Source organism: Duganella sp. BJB476, assembly GCF_003416895.1.
GTDB lineage: Bacteria > Pseudomonadota > Gammaproteobacteria > Burkholderiales > Burkholderiaceae_D > Rugamonas.
Genome location: NZ_QVIO01000004.1, coordinates 337,494 through 352,099, shown reverse-complemented (window position 1 = coordinate 352,099; position 14,606 = coordinate 337,494). Strand labels below are relative to the sequence as shown.

Below are 14,606 nucleotides of genomic sequence, written 5' to 3'. Positions count from 1 at the left end.
ATCGCCTCCTTAGAAGGAGAAGCCGGCTTTGTTGCGGCGCAGGTCGGCCTCGACCATCATCTGGCACAGCTGCTCCAGCGTGGTCTGCGGCTTCCAGCCCAGTTCCTTTTCAGCCTTGGTCGGATCGCCGATCAGCAGCTCCACCTCGGCCGGACGGTAGAACTTGGGATTGACGCGCACCAGCACCTTGCCGGTTTTCTTGCAGGTGCCGATTTCGTGGTCGGCTTCGCCGCTCCACGCCAGCGCCACGTCGACCGCCTTGAACGCCATGTTGACGAAGTCGCGCACGGTTTCGGTACGGTTGGTGGCCAGCACATAGGTGTCCGGCTCGTCGGCCTGCAGGATGCGCCACATGCCTTCGACGTATTCCTTGGCGTAGCCCCAGTCGCGCTTGGCGTCCAGGTTGCCCAGTTCCAGCACGTCGAGCTGGCCCAGGTGGATCTTGGCCACCGAGTCGGTGATCTTGCGGGTGACGAACTCACGGCCGCGCAGTGGCGATTCGTGGTTGAACAGCACGCCGGAGCAGCCGAAGATGCCATAGGATTCGCGGTAGTTCACGGTCATCCAGTGGGCATACAGCTTGGCCACGCCGTACGGGCTGCGCGGGTAGAACGGGGTGTCTTCCTTCTGCGGCACGGCCTGCACCTTGCCGAACATTTCCGAGGTCGACGCCTGGTAGAAGCGGATCTTCGGATTGACGATGCGGATCGCTTCCAGCAGGTTGACCGGGCCGATGCCGGTGATTTCCGCAGTGGTGACCGGCTGCTCGAAGGACACGCCGACGAAGCTTTGCGCCGCCAGGTTGTAGACCTCGTCCGGCTGCGCGCTTTGCAGCAGGCGGATGTTGGAGCCCAGGTCGGTCAGGTCGTACTCGACCAGCTTCAGATTCGGATGCGACTGGATGCCCAGTTCCTCGATACGCCAGAAATTCACCGAGCTGGTGCGGCGATAGGTGCCGGTGACTTCATAGCCTTTTTCCAGCAGCAGCTCCGCCAGATAAGCGCCGTCCTGGCCGGTAATGCCCGTAATCAGGGCTTTTTTTGTTTTATTCATGGTGAATGACCATCCAAATCATGGGTGACTTTACAACCCGCTATTGTAACAGAGCGCTTATGTCCCACTTCTCACCAATTATATCCATTACATCCCTTACATCTTGTTACCATCAGCGGCAGTGATGACCGGAATTAGTTGAATCACAGGCAATAAAAAGGCCGGTCCGGCAGACGGACCGGCCTTGGGCCGCGCTCAGGCTCGGATGACTTACACCTTGCGCTGGGCCACCGCGTCGACCACGCACAGCGCGGTCATGTTGACGATGCGGCGCACCGTGGCCGACGGCGTCAGGATATGCACCGGCTTGGCGCAGCCCAGCAGGATAGGGCCGACCGCGATGCCGTTGCCGGCCGCCGTCTTCACCAGGTTGTAGGCGATGTTGGCGGCGTCGATGTTCGGCATCACCAGCAGGTTGGCGTCGCCGGTCAGCGTGGTGCCCGGCATGATGGAGTTGCGCAGCTTGGAGTCGAGCGCGGTGTCGCCATGCATTTCGCCGTCCACTTCCAGCGTCGGGTCGAGCTGCTTGACCAGCTCCAGCGCGGCGCGCATCTTCTGCGCCGATTCGCTGTTGGACGAGCCGAAGTTGGAGTGCGACAGCAGCGCCGCGCGCGGCGACAGGCCGAAGCGGCGCATCTCTTCCGCCGCCATCACGGTGATCGCCGCCAGCTCTTTGGCGTTCGGGTTCTCGTTGACGTGGGTGTCGACCATCACCAGCTGGCGCTCAGGCATGATCAGCACGTTCATCGCGGCGTACACGCAGGCGCCGTCGCGCTTGCCCAGCACCTGGTCGATGTAGTGCAGGTGCAGCTGCGTGGTGCCGAAGGTGCCGCAGATCATGCCGTCGGCGTCGCCCTTCTTGATCATCATGGCGCCGATCAGCGAGTGGCGGCGGCGCATTTCCAGCTTGGCGTATTCCTGCGTCACGCCCTTGCGCGCGGTCAGCTCGTAGTAGGCCTGCCAGTATTCGCGGTAGCGCTCGTCGTGGTCGGGATTGATGACGTCGAAGTCCACGCCCTGCTTCAGGCGCAGGCCGAACTTGGTGATGCGGGTTTCCAGCACGGCCGGACGGCCGACCAGGATCGGACGGGCCAGCTTCTCGTCGACGATCACCTGCACCGCGCGCAGCACGCGCTCTTCTTCGCCCTCGGCGTAGACGATGCGCTTGAGTTCGGCGGCGGTCTTCTTGGCGACCTGGAACAGCGGCTTCATGAAGGTGCCGCTGCGGTAGACGAACTGTTGCAGGCTGTCGGCGTAGGCTTGCAGGTCCTTGATCGGACGGGTGGCGACGCCCGATTCCTCGGCCGCCTTGGCCACGGCCGGGGCGATCTTGATCAGCAGGCGCGGGTCGAACGGCATCGGGATCAGGTACTCGGGACCGAACGACAGGTTGCTGAAGCCGTAGGTGGTGGCGACGATGTCCGACTGCTCGGCGTGGGCCAGCTCGGCGATCGCGTGCACCACGGCGATTTCCATTTCGCGGGTGATGGTGGTGGCGCCGCAATCGAGCGCGCCGCGGAAGATGTACGGGAAGCACAGCACGTTGTTGACCTGGTTCGGATAGTCCGAGCGGCCGGTGCAGATGATGGCGTCGCCGCGCACCGCCTTGACGTCTTCCGGCAGGATTTCCGGGTTCGGATTGGCCAGCGCCAGGATCAGCGGATTCGGCGCCATGGCCTTGACCATGTCCTGCTTCAGTACGCCGCCGGCCGACAGGCCGAGGAAGATGTCGGCGTCGCTGATCACTTCGGCCAGCGTGCGGGCCGAGGTTTCGCGGGCGAAGCGTTCCTTGTCCGGGTCCATCAGCTCGGTGCGGCCCTTGTAGACCACGCCGGCCAGGTCGGTGACGTAGATGTTTTCCAGCGGGAAGCCGAGGTCGACGATCAGGTCCAGGCAGGCCAGCGCGGCCGCGCCGGCGCCCGACACCACCAGCTTGCAGTTGGCGATGTCCTTGCCGACGTACTGGATGCCGTTCATGATGGCGGCGCCGACGATGATGGCGGTGCCGTGCTGGTCGTCGTGGAAGACCGGGATCTTCATGCGCTCGCGCAGCTGGCGCTCGATGTAGAAGCACTCGGGCGCCTTGATGTCTTCCAGGTTGACGCCGCCGAAGGTCGGCTCCAGCGAGGCGATGATGTCGACCAGCTTGTCCGGGTCCAGCTCGTTGATCTCGATGTCGAACACGTCGATGCCGGCGAATTTCTTGAACAGCACGCCCTTGCCTTCCATCACAGGCTTGGCGGCCAGCGGGCCGATGTTGCCCAGGCCCAGCACGGCGGTGCCGTTGGTGATGACCGCGACCAGGTTGCCGCGCGCCGTGTATTTATAGGCGTTGGCCGGATCGATGACGATTTCTTCGCACGGCGCGGCCACGCCCGGCGAGTAGGCCAGCGCCAGGTCGCGCTGGTTAGTCAGTTGCTTGGTCGGCGTGACGCTGATCTTGCCTGGCGTCGGGCACTCGTGGTATTCGAGCGCCGCGAGGCGCAATTGTTGACGAAGTTCTTCTTTTTTATCAGATGACGAATCCATGCTGTGCGGCCTTCCTGTTTGTACTGTCGGAAAGCTTCCGATTTTATCAGACCAATTCTTTCAATTAAGTAGGTATTTTCACCAACAGCTATGACAGATATCAGCATTATTTATGATTCAAGGCAACATTAACCGAATTTTTGATGTTTTTAGCGGCATTAACCTATCAATAGCTTCAACATAATCAATTTTCCGCACCTATTACTATTTTGTATCGCGTGATGAAATTTGATTGAAATTGCCAATGAGAGGGCGGCCGGGGCGGCGGTAAGCTGAACCAGTCCTCTTTTCAGGAGAAGCGCCATGTCCACCTTGGTGAGCAGTAATTCCGGCCTGCCGACGACCAACGACGCGATGCCGCCGTCCGCCGCCTGGGACCGCCTGCTGGACTGGCAGCGCGATGGCATGCAGCTGGCCTTCGTCTACAGCCGCTCGCTGGGCGGGCTGATGCAAACCGGCCGGGGCAAGCTGACACACCTGGGCGAGCAGGCGCTGACCATCGAGGCGGCCGGCAGCCGGCTGCTGATCCTGCTGGCCGGCGCCAGCTACGAGACCGGGCCGCAACTGTTCTTCACGCCCAACCTGCTGGGGCGCTTCGAAGTCGACGGCGTGGCGGTCCGCCTGGCCAACCACGACTGGCTGTTCCTGTCGGCCGAGACCATGCCGCCGCACGCCGCGCTCTCCGCTTGACGGCAGGTACAATAACGCATGCTCTCAGAATTCGACCTCATCCAGGAATACTTCCAGCGCCCGCAGCACGCGGCCCGCGCCACGCTCGGCATCGGCGACGATTGCGCCCTGCTCGCGCCCACGCCCGGCATGCAGACGGCGATCTCGTCCGACATGCTGGTCGAGGGCCGCCACTTCTTTGCCGGCGAAGACGCGGCCCGCCTCGGCCACAAGGCGCTGGCGGTCAACCTGTCGGACCTGGCGGCGATGGGCGCGCGCCCGGTCGGCTTCACGTTGGCGCTGGCGCTGCCGTCGGCCGACCGCGACTGGCTGGCCGGCTTTTCCAAGGGCCTGTTCGCGCTGGCCGACGCCTACAACATCGAACTGATAGGCGGCGACACCACCAAGGGCCCGCTCAACATCTGCATCACCGTGTTCGGCGAAGTGCGGCCAGGCCAGGCGCTGCGCCGCACTGCGGCCCGCCCGGACGACGATATCTGGATCTCCGGCACCTTGGGCGACGCCCGCCTGGCGGTGGCCGGCTACCGCCTGGAGCAGACCATGGACGCGGCCAGCCTGCTGGCGGCCGCGGCGCGCCTGCACACGCCGACGCCGCGCGTGGCGCTCGGCATGCTGCTGGCGGAACAGGCCATCGCCCACGCGGCGATCGACATCTCGGACGGCCTGGTGGGCGACCTCGGACACATCCTCAAGCAGTCGCGGCTTGGCGCCACGCTGGACGTCGACGCGCTGCCGGCCGGCGCCGTGCTGGCCACGCGCGAAACGGCGCTGCGGCGCGCCTACACCGCCGCCGGCGGCGACGACTACGAACTGTGCTTCACCGCGCCGGCCTCGGCGCGCGCGGCGGTGCTGGCGGCGGCGGCCAGTGTGAACACGCCGGTCACTCGCGTCGGCCGCATCGAGGCCGCGCCCGGCCTGCGCCTGGTGGACGCCGCCGGCGCCGCGCTCGAGCTGCAACTACACAGCTTCGATCACTTCACTTCCTGAAGCGCGGTGACGTCCTCGCCCGGATGACCGACAAGCCGGCCGCTGCCGTGCATCAGCCAGTAGTGGTGGAAGGCCAGGCGGATGTTGTCGCGCAGCTGGGTGTCGTCCCACGGCTTGGTGTAGAAGCGGTAGATGGCGCCGCGGTTGATCGAATCGAGCACCGCGTCCAGCCCGGTGTAGCCGGACAGGATGATGCGTATCGTCTCCGGATACATCTCCTTGACCTTGCTGAGGAACTCGGTGCCGCTCATGACCGGCATGCGCTGGTCGCACACGATCACCTGCACCGCGTGCAACGCCAGCAGCTCGAAACCCTCGCCCGGCGTGGCCGCCGTCAGGATCTGGTAGCCGTCGCGGCGGAACAGCCGGTGCAGCGAGGACAGCACGTTGACGTCGTCGTCGACGATCAATAGCGTCTGCGCCGGCTGGCCGTCCTGCGCCGGGTCCGGCGGCAGGCTGTGGCCGGACAGCACCAGCTGGCCCATCTCCAGCGGCGCGACCGGCCGGCTGAAGTAATAGCCCTGGATCTCGTCGCAGCGGCTGCGCCGCAGGTACTCCAGCTGGGCGCGCGTCTCCACCCCTTCGGCGATCACCCGCAGCTTCAGGCTGTGCGCCATGCTGATGATGGCCTGGGCGATGGCGGCGTCGTTGGGGTTGGTGGTGATGTCGCGCACGAAGGCGATGTCGATCTTCAGCTTGTCGATCGGGAAGCGCTGCAGGTACGCCAGCGAGGAATAGCCGGTGCCGAAATCGTCGATCGCCACCTTCAGCCCCAGCGCCTTCAGGCTGGTCAGCACGCTGATGGTGCGCTCGGTGTTGGACATCAGCGCGGTCTCGGTCAGCTCCAGTTCCAGCAGCTCGGGCGGGACGTCGTGGCGCAGCAGCGCGCTGCGCACCATCAGCTCCAGGTCGCCCTCGATGAACTGGCGGCTGGCGACGTTGACCGCCACCCGCACCGGCCCGACGTCGCTGCGCAGCCAGGCGCCGATCTGGCGGCAGGCGGCGTCGATGATCCAGGCGCCGACCCGCACGATCAGGCCGGTATCCTCCAGCACCGGCACGAATTCGGCCGGATACACCAGGCCGCAGCCGGGCCGCTGCCAGCGCAGCAGCGCCTCGGCGCCGGCGATCTCGCCGGTGTGCAGGTTGACCTTGGGCTGGTAGTGCAGCAGCAGTTCGTTGTGCTCCAGCGCGCGGCGCAGCGCCAGCTCCATGTCCAGCCGCGCCAGCACCTGCACGTTCATGCCGGCGGTGAAGAAGCGGTAGCCGTCGCGCCCGGCCTGCTTGGCGCGCTCCATCGCGGTGTCGGCGTACTTGACCAGGGTGTGCGGATCGGTGGCGTCGTCCGGGTACATGGCGATGCCGATGCTGGCGCTGAGCGCGGCCGGGTGGCCGTCCAGGTCGAACGGCAGGCGCAGCGCCTCGCGCACCTCGTTGGCCATGTGCACCGCGTCCTGCTGGTCGCGCGTCATGGTCAGGATCAGCGCGAACTCGTCGCCGCCCATGCGGCCGACGGTGTCACGGATGCGCACGCACTGCACCAGCCGGTTGCTGAACTGGCGCAGCAGCTCGTCGCCCAGCGCCGCGCCCAGCGAATCGTTGATGTTCTTGAAGCGGTCCAGCGCGATGAACAGCACCACGATGCGCCACGATTTTTCCTGCGCCAGCGCGACGGCGTCGGTCAGGGTCTGGAAGAACAGCGTGCGGTTGGGCAGGCCGGTCAGACTGTCGTAGTGGGCCATGTGCTGCAACAGCTCCTCGGCCTGGCGGCGCTCGCTGATGTCGCGCGCCACGCCCAGCAGGACGGTGGGCTGGCCGGCGCGCTGCAACAGCTGCCAGTACAGCTCCACCGGCACCGCGATCAGGTCGCGCCGCATCAGCTCCAGCTCCAGCAGCTCGGGCGCGCGCACCGGGCCGACGGCGGTGGCGAAAGCGATCAAACGCTCGGCCTGCTCGCACAGCGCGGCCGGCGCGCCCAGGCCGATGCGGCTGGCGGTCTGGCCCAGCATCTCGCTGCGCGGATAGCCCAGCATGCGGCAGGCGCCATCGTTGACGTCGACCAGCTCGGCGCTGCTCGCGTCCAGCAGGAAGATGGCGTCGGCGGTGGCGTCCATGGCGCTGCGGAAGCGTTGCAGCTCGGCGGTGCGCTCGCGCACGGTCTGCTCCAGCAGCGTGTTGTAGCCGCGCGTTTCGCGGTGCAGCAGGCGCACTTCCAGCATGTTGCGGATGCGGGTCAGCACCTCGACCGGGTCGAACGGCTTGCTGACGAAGTCGCGCGCCCCCAGTTCCAGCGCCTTGATCTTGTGGTCGGGCTGGGCGGTGACCACCAGCACCGGCAGCCAGGACTCGGTCTCCAGCGGCCGGATCGCCTCCATCACGTCGAAGCCGGTCATGCCCGGCATCTGCATGTCGAGGATGATCAGGTCGTACTGGTGTTCGGCGTGCCAGCCGGCCACCACGTATGGATCGGTGGTGGAGCTGACGGCGGTGTAGCCGGTGGAGCTGAGCAGGAACTCCAGCAATTCCACGTTCACCGGCTGATCGTCGACGATCAGGATGCTGGCGTTGAAGATATCGGTCTGGCTGATCATGGGATGCGCCCTCCGTGTGGTCCCTGATGAGCCGGCGTCATGGCCGGTTCGGACCGCGTCCTGTTCCTGAGCAAGCTTAACAGTTTGCCCAATTGGCGGCGCACGGCTGCGGTTTTTGGGCAGCGGCGACCGGGCTATCCTTCGAGTGTACGCAAGTTCAAATCGGCGGTCTAATGTTTTCTGGCATGTTGCTGTTCAGGCAAATCATCCGTGCATCACTGGCATCGATTGCACAGTGCATGGTAGAGTGGAAGCCAGCCCGCAGATTGCCGCAACAGAAGGAGAACTCCATGAATTCGAACAGCGACACCATCCTCGACCTGGCCGCGCAAGTCGGCAAGTCCCTGCAAGCGAAAGGCCTGATTTTGGCCACTGCGGAATCGTGCACCGGCGGCGGCGTGGCCCAGGCCATCACCGAGATCGCCGGCTCGACCGCCTGGTTCGACTGCGGCTTCATCACCTATTCCAACGCCTCCAAGACTGAAATGCTGGACGTGTCGGCCGCGCTGATCGCGCAGATGGGCAGCGTGTCCGAAGAGGTGGCGGCGGCCATGGCCAGCGGCGCGCTGGGCGCCAGCAACGCCCATCTGGCGGTCTCGACCACCGGCATCGCCGGCCCCACCGGCGCCGTGCCGGGCAAGCCGGTCGGCACCGTGTGCTTCGGCTGGGCCAATGGCGACACCGTGCACACCGAGCGGCTGGTGTTTGCCGGCGACCGCAAGGCGGTGCGCGAACAGACCGTCATCCATGCGTTGCAGGGTCTGCTACGGTTTATTGACTGAATGCGCGACTGAATCCGCGCTGGCGGTTGCCATCCCGCCACAAAACAATTACTCTCGACGCATTCGAGCGATTCAGGAGTAATTGATGCAAAATTCGGTACATTTTATTCTCCAAGGTAAAGGCGGTATCGGCAAGACCTTGGTGTCGACCATCCTGGCGCAATGGATCGCGGGCAAGGACGAGACGCCATTGCGCTGCTACGACACCGACCAGGAGAACGCGACCTTCTCGCGCTACAAGGCGATGGACGTCAAGCATGTGCCGGTGATGACCGACAGCCGCAACATCGACCCCAAGCGCTTCGACGCGCTGATGATCGACATCCTGGAAGAAGACGGCAACTGCGTCATCGACAACGGCGCCAACACCTTCTCCCCTTTGATGGGCTACCTGATCGAGAACGACTGCTTCTCGCTGCTGGAAGAGTCGGGCCGCAAGGTCTACATCCACACCATCGTCGGCGGCGGCGACACGCTGCACGACACCGCCATGGGCTTCGTCTCCACCGCCAAGTCGACCAAGGTGCCGCTGGTGCTGTGGGAAAACGAGCACTTCGGCCTGCTGCAATCGGCGTCCGGCAAGCAGTTCACCGAATCGCAGACCTATGCCGACAACTCGTCGCGCGTGAAGGGCCGCATCGTGCTGTCGGCGCGCAACGCCGACACCTTCGGCGCCGACATCAAGAAGATGAACACGGCCCGCCTGACCGCCAACGAGGTCAAGGAAAGCGACAAGTTCAACCTGATGGAAAAGCAGCGCATCAAGGTGGTGTTCCGCGACTTGTTCGAGCAACTCGACAAAGTGGAGTGGTAAGCCGCCATGGATCAGCACAAGCTGCGCAGCCTGGTCTTTGAAAAAACCGGCGTCAAGATCGACATCGACGATCCGGTGTTCGCGCTGGTGGCGCTGAACGAGGCGGTGCTGGCCGAGACGGTCGAGCGCCACATCGCGCTGATCGACGCCGCCTCGCAGGAACTGGTGCAGCACGCCAGGGCGGCAAGCGGACTGGGTGCGCAGCACGCCGGCGGCCGCAAGCCGGTGGTGCTGGACGCCACCAACGAACCGGTGGCAGCCGCCGCCGAAACGCCGTCGGCCTACGCGCCGGCGCCCGCCGCCGGCCCGGTGCGGCCGATCGCCACGCAAGCGCCGGGTATTACACCGCGCGAACTGCGGCTGCTGGGCGCGGCTGCCGGCGTCGCCGTCCTCAGCGCGCTGCTGGTGCTCGGCGGCCAGGCGGCCTTCTTCAAGCCAGGCTTGACGGCGGAGCAAAGCGCCGCGCTGGCCAGCGCAGACAAACTGAACAAGGCGATCCAGAAGCTGGACCCGAAAGTGCGCGAACAGCTACAGACCGAACTGCAAAAATAAGGAAGATGCATGCATTTTGAAGTCCCCAAAGCCAAGACCCTCAAGGAATTCGGTGGCGAATATTTGATGATCGTGATCAGTATCGCCACCGCGCTGGCGCTGGAGCATGGCGTGCAGACGCTGCACCACAGCCACCTGGCGCATGAAGCCGGCGTCAAGATCGACGCCGAAATCCAGGCCAATGTCCAGGAGCTCGACGAAGCGCTGAACCACAACAACGATCAGCTGAAGAAAATACAGGTGACGCGTGAGCAGCTGCTGGCCGGCATCAAAGACAAGGTCGATAACCAGCTCCTGATCAAACAGCTGCTGACGCAGCAGCACAACAAGCTGGGGCTCAGTATGATGTCGCCGTCATTGCGCCGTGAGGCCTGGGAAGTGGCCGTCGCCAGCCAGGCAGTCAGCTGGATGCCGCAGCAACAGCTGGAGCGCTACTCCGCCATTTACGCCAACATGCGCGACATACAATCCATCAGCAGCAGCGGCGCCAACAACTTCCTCGATGGCGCAGGCATGCTGAACATGATCAGCGACATCAACATGGGCCAAGGCGACCCCAAGACCATCTACCGCGTGCTGTCGCAGATGATCAGCGCCTACGAGAGCACGGACGGCAACCTGCAGGGGCTGCGGGACAACCTGGCCAAGTCCGCCAAGGAAACGCCGCATTCGTAAGCCGCGCCCAGTTGCCAGCGGCGTTGCGGAAGTCAATCAGCCGCCGGCCAGCACGGCCGTCGAATAAGGCGCCAGCACTTGCCAGCCCAGGCTGGCGTACAGCGCGCGGCCGGCTTCGGTCGCCACCAGCAGGCGCTCAGCATCGCCAGCCAGCGCGTCCAGCGCGAACATCACGGCGCTGGCCAGCCCTAGCCGGCGATAGCCTTCCATCGTTTCGATGCGGTCGAAGATCGCCGTTCCCTCATTGAGCACCACGCGGCCCAGCGCCGCCGTCTGGCCGTTCGCGTCGACGTAGCGCACCACATGCGCGCCATGCTCCGTCGATGTTTGCAGTGCGTAGCCGGCTGGCGCCGCTGCCTGCCCTGCCATCGGCGCGGCGCGGTGCATCAGATAGCGTGCCTGCTCTATCGTCCAGCTTGCCGGCAGCGCGCGCCGCATGGCCTCCGTGTCGACCGCCGCCTTCAGGTAGATGCCGGCTTGATCGACGCGCGCCGCGCAGGCTTGCAGCGCCGGCCCCGCATCCAGGAACACATGGCGGCGCAACTGCTCCGGCCAGCCGACCTCGACGACCAATCCGCCGCCATCGCGCCGCGGCAGCGGCAAGCCGCGCGCCAGGCTCCATCCCGCCAGCCAGCGCTCCAGTAGCTCCAGGTCCAGCGCGGGCTTATGCACGATGGAGGAAGGGCGATTTACCCAGCAGGGCCAAGGCATCCTGCACGCGGCGCGCAAACGCGGAAGGCTGGATGCGGTCGCCGGACTCCTGGCCGCCGATCAGGCACAGGTGCGCCAGGCGCCCCACCAGGTCGGCATCCACCGAGGCATCGGTGCGGCTGCGGCAGATGTTGATGGCGAACGTCAGCCGGGTCTGGTCGACGCGCTGCTGGTACCCGGCCACCAGCGGGTCGTGGCGCGCCCAGGCGCGGATGGCGGTCTCCCGGCCCGGCTGTTTTTCGGCGGCGATCGCCAGGTAGCGTTCCAGCACCTCTTCCAGGCTGCGGCCGGCGGCGGCATGGGCCAGCATGCGATCGGCGTAGTCGGCTTCCCACGCCGCCAGCAAGGCATGGACGAAATCGTTACGGCTGCGGAAATGGTGGTAGAACGAGCCGCGCGTCACGTTCAGCCGGCGCGCCAGGCGCTCGGCCGAGATGCCGGCATCGCCGTCATGGTCCAGGGCATCGAAGCCCGCTGCAATCCAATGGTCACGCGTCAACACTGGTCTCACCCCGAAAACATACAGACTGTGTATGGTAGCACCGGCATGGCTAGACTGCGGCTTCCTACCTTCGCTCATGGAGCCGCAATGAAGACCATCACCCTCGTCGCCTTCGACAACTTCACCGACATCGACCTGTTTTTGATGTGGGATATCCTCGGCCGCAATCGCCACGACTGGCGCGTGCGCATCGTCGGCAAGCAAGGCCAGTTGCGGTCGGCCCACGGCCTGCTGGTGGACACGCACGGGGCGCTGGCCGAAGCCAACCAGGCCGACGTGGTGCTGTTCGCCAGCGGCAAGGAAGGCGTGCCGGCGGCGCTCGCGGACTCGGACTTCATCGGGGCGTTTCAACTGGACCCCACGCGGCAGCTGATCGGCTCCATCTGCGGCGGCGCCTTCATCCTGGCGCAACTGGGCTTGCTGCCGGGGCGGCGGGCCACCACCCATCCCGATGCGCGCAACGCACTGCGCGCGGCCGGAGTGGAGCCGGACGAGCGGCCGTTCATGAGCGTGGGAAACGTGGCGACGGCGGGCGGTTGCCTGGCCGCGCTGTACCTGGTCGGCTGGGTGGTCGAACGGCTGTTCGGAGCCGGAAAAAGCCTGGAAACGCTGCGGCCGGTGTTGCCAGCCGGCCAGTATGAGCTGTACGAAAAAATCATCGTATCGAGCATTCGGCAGGGCCGGGAAGAGACCGGCGGCTAAGCCAGGCCGGCCAGCAAATGATCCCACAGCCGCGTGGCGACCGGGCCGTGGGCGATGTCGCGGCGGCGCGCGATTACCAGCTCCAGCTCGCTTTCGCGGAAATGATTTCCGGCGATCGACAACAGCCGTCCCTGCGCCAGGTCCTCGTCCACCAGGTAGCCGGGCATGTGGCCCCAGCCCATGCCCTGCAGGATCACTTCGCGCTTCATGAACTGGTCGGCGACGGTGCAGCGGCGCGCGCCGTCCACCACGAAGTAGTCGCGCGGTGGGCTGTCGCGCGCGCTGTCGCGGATGATGCATTGCACGTAAGGCCGCATCATCTCCGGCGTGATGCCGGCGTGCAGCGGGAAATCCAGGAAGCCGGGCGCGACCACCGGCACCAGCTTGACGCGCTGCCACGGCCGCGCCTCGAAGCGCATGTCGGCCTGATCGATGTGGTGGAAGATCAGGTCGGCCTCGCCGTTGGCCAGACGCTCCCACGGTCCGGACAGGGCTTCGAAATGCAGGTCCAGGCGGGTCGCCGGGCACTGGGCAAAAAACTGCCGCAGCAGGCGCAAGGTGGCCGGCAAGGGGCAGAGGTCGCCGATCACCACGGCCAGCCTGACCTCCTCGCCCAGCGCGATCTGCCGTGCCTGCATTTCCATCTGCCTGGCGCTGTCGAGCAGCTGCCGGGCCTGCTCGACAAAGGCCTGCCCGGCGGCGGACACGGCAACGCGATAGCCGCTGCGGTCCAGCAGCGCCAGCCCCATTTGCCGCTCCAGGCTGGCAATCGCGGCAAACACGCTGGGATGGGAGCGATGCAGGCGCACCGCCGCCTTTTGGAAGCTGCCCAGCTCGGCCACCGCCAGGAAACATGCCAACTCGTGCAGGGTAAAACCGACAGAGTTCATAAATCCTACAAAGATAGACGGAATTATTCAATTTTATCCGAATGTGTTCTTCCCTACAGTGAGGCTTCGATCATCAACAGGAGAACCCTCATGCGCGCCATCCACATCGCCCAGTTCGGCGGTCCAGAACAGTTGCAACAGATTCAGCTGCCCACGCCGGTGCCGGCCAGCGGCCAGGTGCTCATCCGCGTCCGGGCGTTTGGCCTCAACCGAGCGGAGAGCTATATGCGGCGGGGCTTGTGGGGCGAGGTCGCCAGGGTGACAGGCATCGAATGCGTCGGCGAGGTGGCCAGCGCGCCGGGCACCGATTTGCGACCGGGCCAGAAGGTCGCCGCCATCATGGGCGGCATGGGGCGCAGCATCAACGGCAGCTATGCCGAGTATGTCTGCGTTCCCGCCACCAATGTGGTGCCGCTGCGTTCGTCGTTGCCGTGGGCGGAGCTGGCCGCCATCCCGGAATCGTATGCGACCGCCTGGGCCTGCCTGCACGACAACCTGGAACTGCGGCCCGGACAGACCTTGCTGATACGCGGCGCCAGCTCCGCGCTGGGCCAGGCGGCCAGCAATATCGCGGCGCACATGGGCGCGCAGGTGATCGCCACGACGCGACGCCCGGTGGAGCTCGAAAACGTACTGAAGCAAAATGGCGCGCGCGACATCATCGAGGAGCAGCCCAGCGTGACCGGCGCCGTGCGCGCCATTGCCCCCGCCGGCGTCGACGCGGTGCTGGACCTGATCGGCAACACCACCCTGCTCGACTCGCTGGCCGTCGCGGCGCGGCCGGGGCGGGTTTGCCAGGCGGGATTTCTCGGCGGGCTGGAAGCGCTCGGCAATTTCCTGCCGCTGCAGCACTTGCCGCCGCGCGTGCAGCTGAGCTTTTTCGGCAGCTTCGCGTTCGGCACGGCCGGGTTCGAGCTGGACCGCTTGCCCTTGCAGGACATCGTTGAACGGGTGGAACAAGGGCTGTACCACGCCCGTCCGGCTGAAGTGTTTGCCTTTGACGACATCGTGCAAGCCCACCGCTACCTCGACGCCGGAGCGGGACTGGGCAAGGCGGTAGTGCAACTCGACCAGTAGCCTGACCTTCCATTCCATGCTAACATGTGAACACCTATTCACTTGTTAGCA

General features: G+C 65.3%; 14 protein-coding genes. 8 read left to right on the top strand and 6 right to left on the bottom strand.

Translation table 11 applies throughout. The features are described from left to right. Nucleotides 1-9: 9 nt before the first annotated feature. Both gmd and D0T21_RS18135 read right to left on the bottom strand, forming a co-directional pair. Nucleotides 10-1,053: a GDP-mannose 4,6-dehydratase gene (gene gmd, locus D0T21_RS18140; protein ID WP_116992182.1), complete on the bottom strand. Its 1,044-nt coding sequence runs from the start codon at nt 1,051-1,053 to the stop codon at nt 10-12. A gap of 210 nt (nt 1,054-1,263) precedes the next feature. Further along, nucleotides 1,264-3,582: an NADP-dependent malic enzyme gene (locus D0T21_RS18135; protein WP_116992181.1), complete on the bottom strand. Its 2,319-nt coding sequence runs from the start codon at nt 3,580-3,582 to the stop codon at nt 1,264-1,266. A 303-nt stretch (nt 3,583-3,885) separates the two neighbouring features. Here D0T21_RS18135 and D0T21_RS18130 point away from each other — a divergent pair, with 303 nt between their 5' ends. Beyond that, entirely contained in the window at nt 3,886-4,272 is a 387-nt protein-coding gene (locus D0T21_RS18130; RefSeq protein WP_116994453.1) for a hypothetical protein, read from the top strand. A gap of 18 nt (nt 4,273-4,290) precedes the next feature. Beyond that, nucleotides 4,291-5,259, top strand: a complete 969-nt coding sequence (thiL, locus tag D0T21_RS18125) for a thiamine-phosphate kinase (protein ID WP_116994452.1) — start codon at nt 4,291-4,293, stop codon at nt 5,257-5,259. On the opposite strand, the gene D0T21_RS18120 is transcribed toward thiL, so the two are convergent. Continuing rightward, complete coding sequence (locus D0T21_RS18120) at nt 5,244-7,850, bottom strand: EAL domain-containing protein (protein ID WP_116994451.1); 2,607 nt, start codon at nt 7,848-7,850, stop codon at nt 5,244-5,246. The genes thiL and D0T21_RS18120 overlap by 16 nt on opposite strands. 290 nt (nt 7,851-8,140) lie before the next feature. On the opposite strand from D0T21_RS18120, the gene D0T21_RS18115 reads away from it, so the two are divergent. From D0T21_RS18115 to D0T21_RS18100, 4 genes are all read left to right on the top strand, one after another. Beyond that, nucleotides 8,141-8,632 (top strand): CinA family protein, encoded by a 492-nt coding sequence (locus D0T21_RS18115; protein ID WP_116992177.1) that lies wholly within the window; start codon nt 8,141-8,143, stop codon nt 8,630-8,632. 85 nt (nt 8,633-8,717) lie between these two features. Further along, complete coding sequence (locus D0T21_RS18110; RefSeq protein ID WP_116992176.1) at nt 8,718-9,446, top strand: hypothetical protein; 729 nt, start codon at nt 8,718-8,720, stop codon at nt 9,444-9,446. A gap of 6 nt (nt 9,447-9,452) precedes the next feature. Further along, nucleotides 9,453-9,998: a hypothetical protein gene (locus D0T21_RS18105; protein WP_116992175.1), complete on the top strand. Its 546-nt coding sequence runs from the start codon at nt 9,453-9,455 to the stop codon at nt 9,996-9,998. A gap of 9 nt (nt 9,999-10,007) precedes the next feature. Next, entirely contained in the window at nt 10,008-10,673 is a 666-nt protein-coding gene (locus D0T21_RS18100; protein WP_116992174.1) for a hypothetical protein, read from the top strand. Nucleotides 10,674-10,709: 36 nt separating this feature from the next. Here the strand turns inward: D0T21_RS18100 and D0T21_RS18095 are convergent, their stop codons facing one another. After that, entirely contained in the window at nt 10,710-11,345 is a 636-nt protein-coding gene (locus D0T21_RS18095; protein WP_116992173.1) for an N-acetyltransferase, read from the bottom strand. Next, the gene (locus tag D0T21_RS18090; protein ID WP_116992172.1) at nt 11,338-11,883 is read right to left on the bottom strand and encodes a TetR/AcrR family transcriptional regulator; all 546 of its coding nucleotides are present in this window, start codon (nt 11,881-11,883) and stop codon (nt 11,338-11,340) included. Before D0T21_RS18090 ends, D0T21_RS18095 begins: the two co-directional genes overlap by 8 nt. A gap of 90 nt (nt 11,884-11,973) precedes the next feature. Here D0T21_RS18090 and D0T21_RS18085 point away from each other — a divergent pair, with 90 nt between their 5' ends. Continuing rightward, the gene (locus tag D0T21_RS18085; protein WP_116992171.1) at nt 11,974-12,588 is read left to right on the top strand and encodes a DJ-1/PfpI family protein; all 615 of its coding nucleotides are present in this window, start codon (nt 11,974-11,976) and stop codon (nt 12,586-12,588) included. On the opposite strand, the gene D0T21_RS18080 is transcribed toward D0T21_RS18085, so the two are convergent. Further along, nucleotides 12,585-13,478, bottom strand: coding sequence for a LysR family transcriptional regulator (locus tag D0T21_RS18080; protein ID WP_116992170.1), 894 nt, complete (start codon nt 13,476-13,478; stop codon nt 12,585-12,587). The two genes, D0T21_RS18085 and D0T21_RS18080, sit on opposite strands and share 4 nt — an antisense overlap. A 90-nt stretch (nt 13,479-13,568) precedes the next feature. On the opposite strand from D0T21_RS18080, the gene D0T21_RS18075 reads away from it, so the two are divergent. Next, on the top strand, nt 13,569-14,555 hold the full coding sequence (locus tag D0T21_RS18075) for a zinc-binding dehydrogenase (RefSeq protein WP_116992169.1): 987 nt from the start codon (nt 13,569-13,571) through the stop codon (nt 14,553-14,555). The last annotated feature ends 51 nt before the right edge of the window (nt 14,556-14,606 follow it).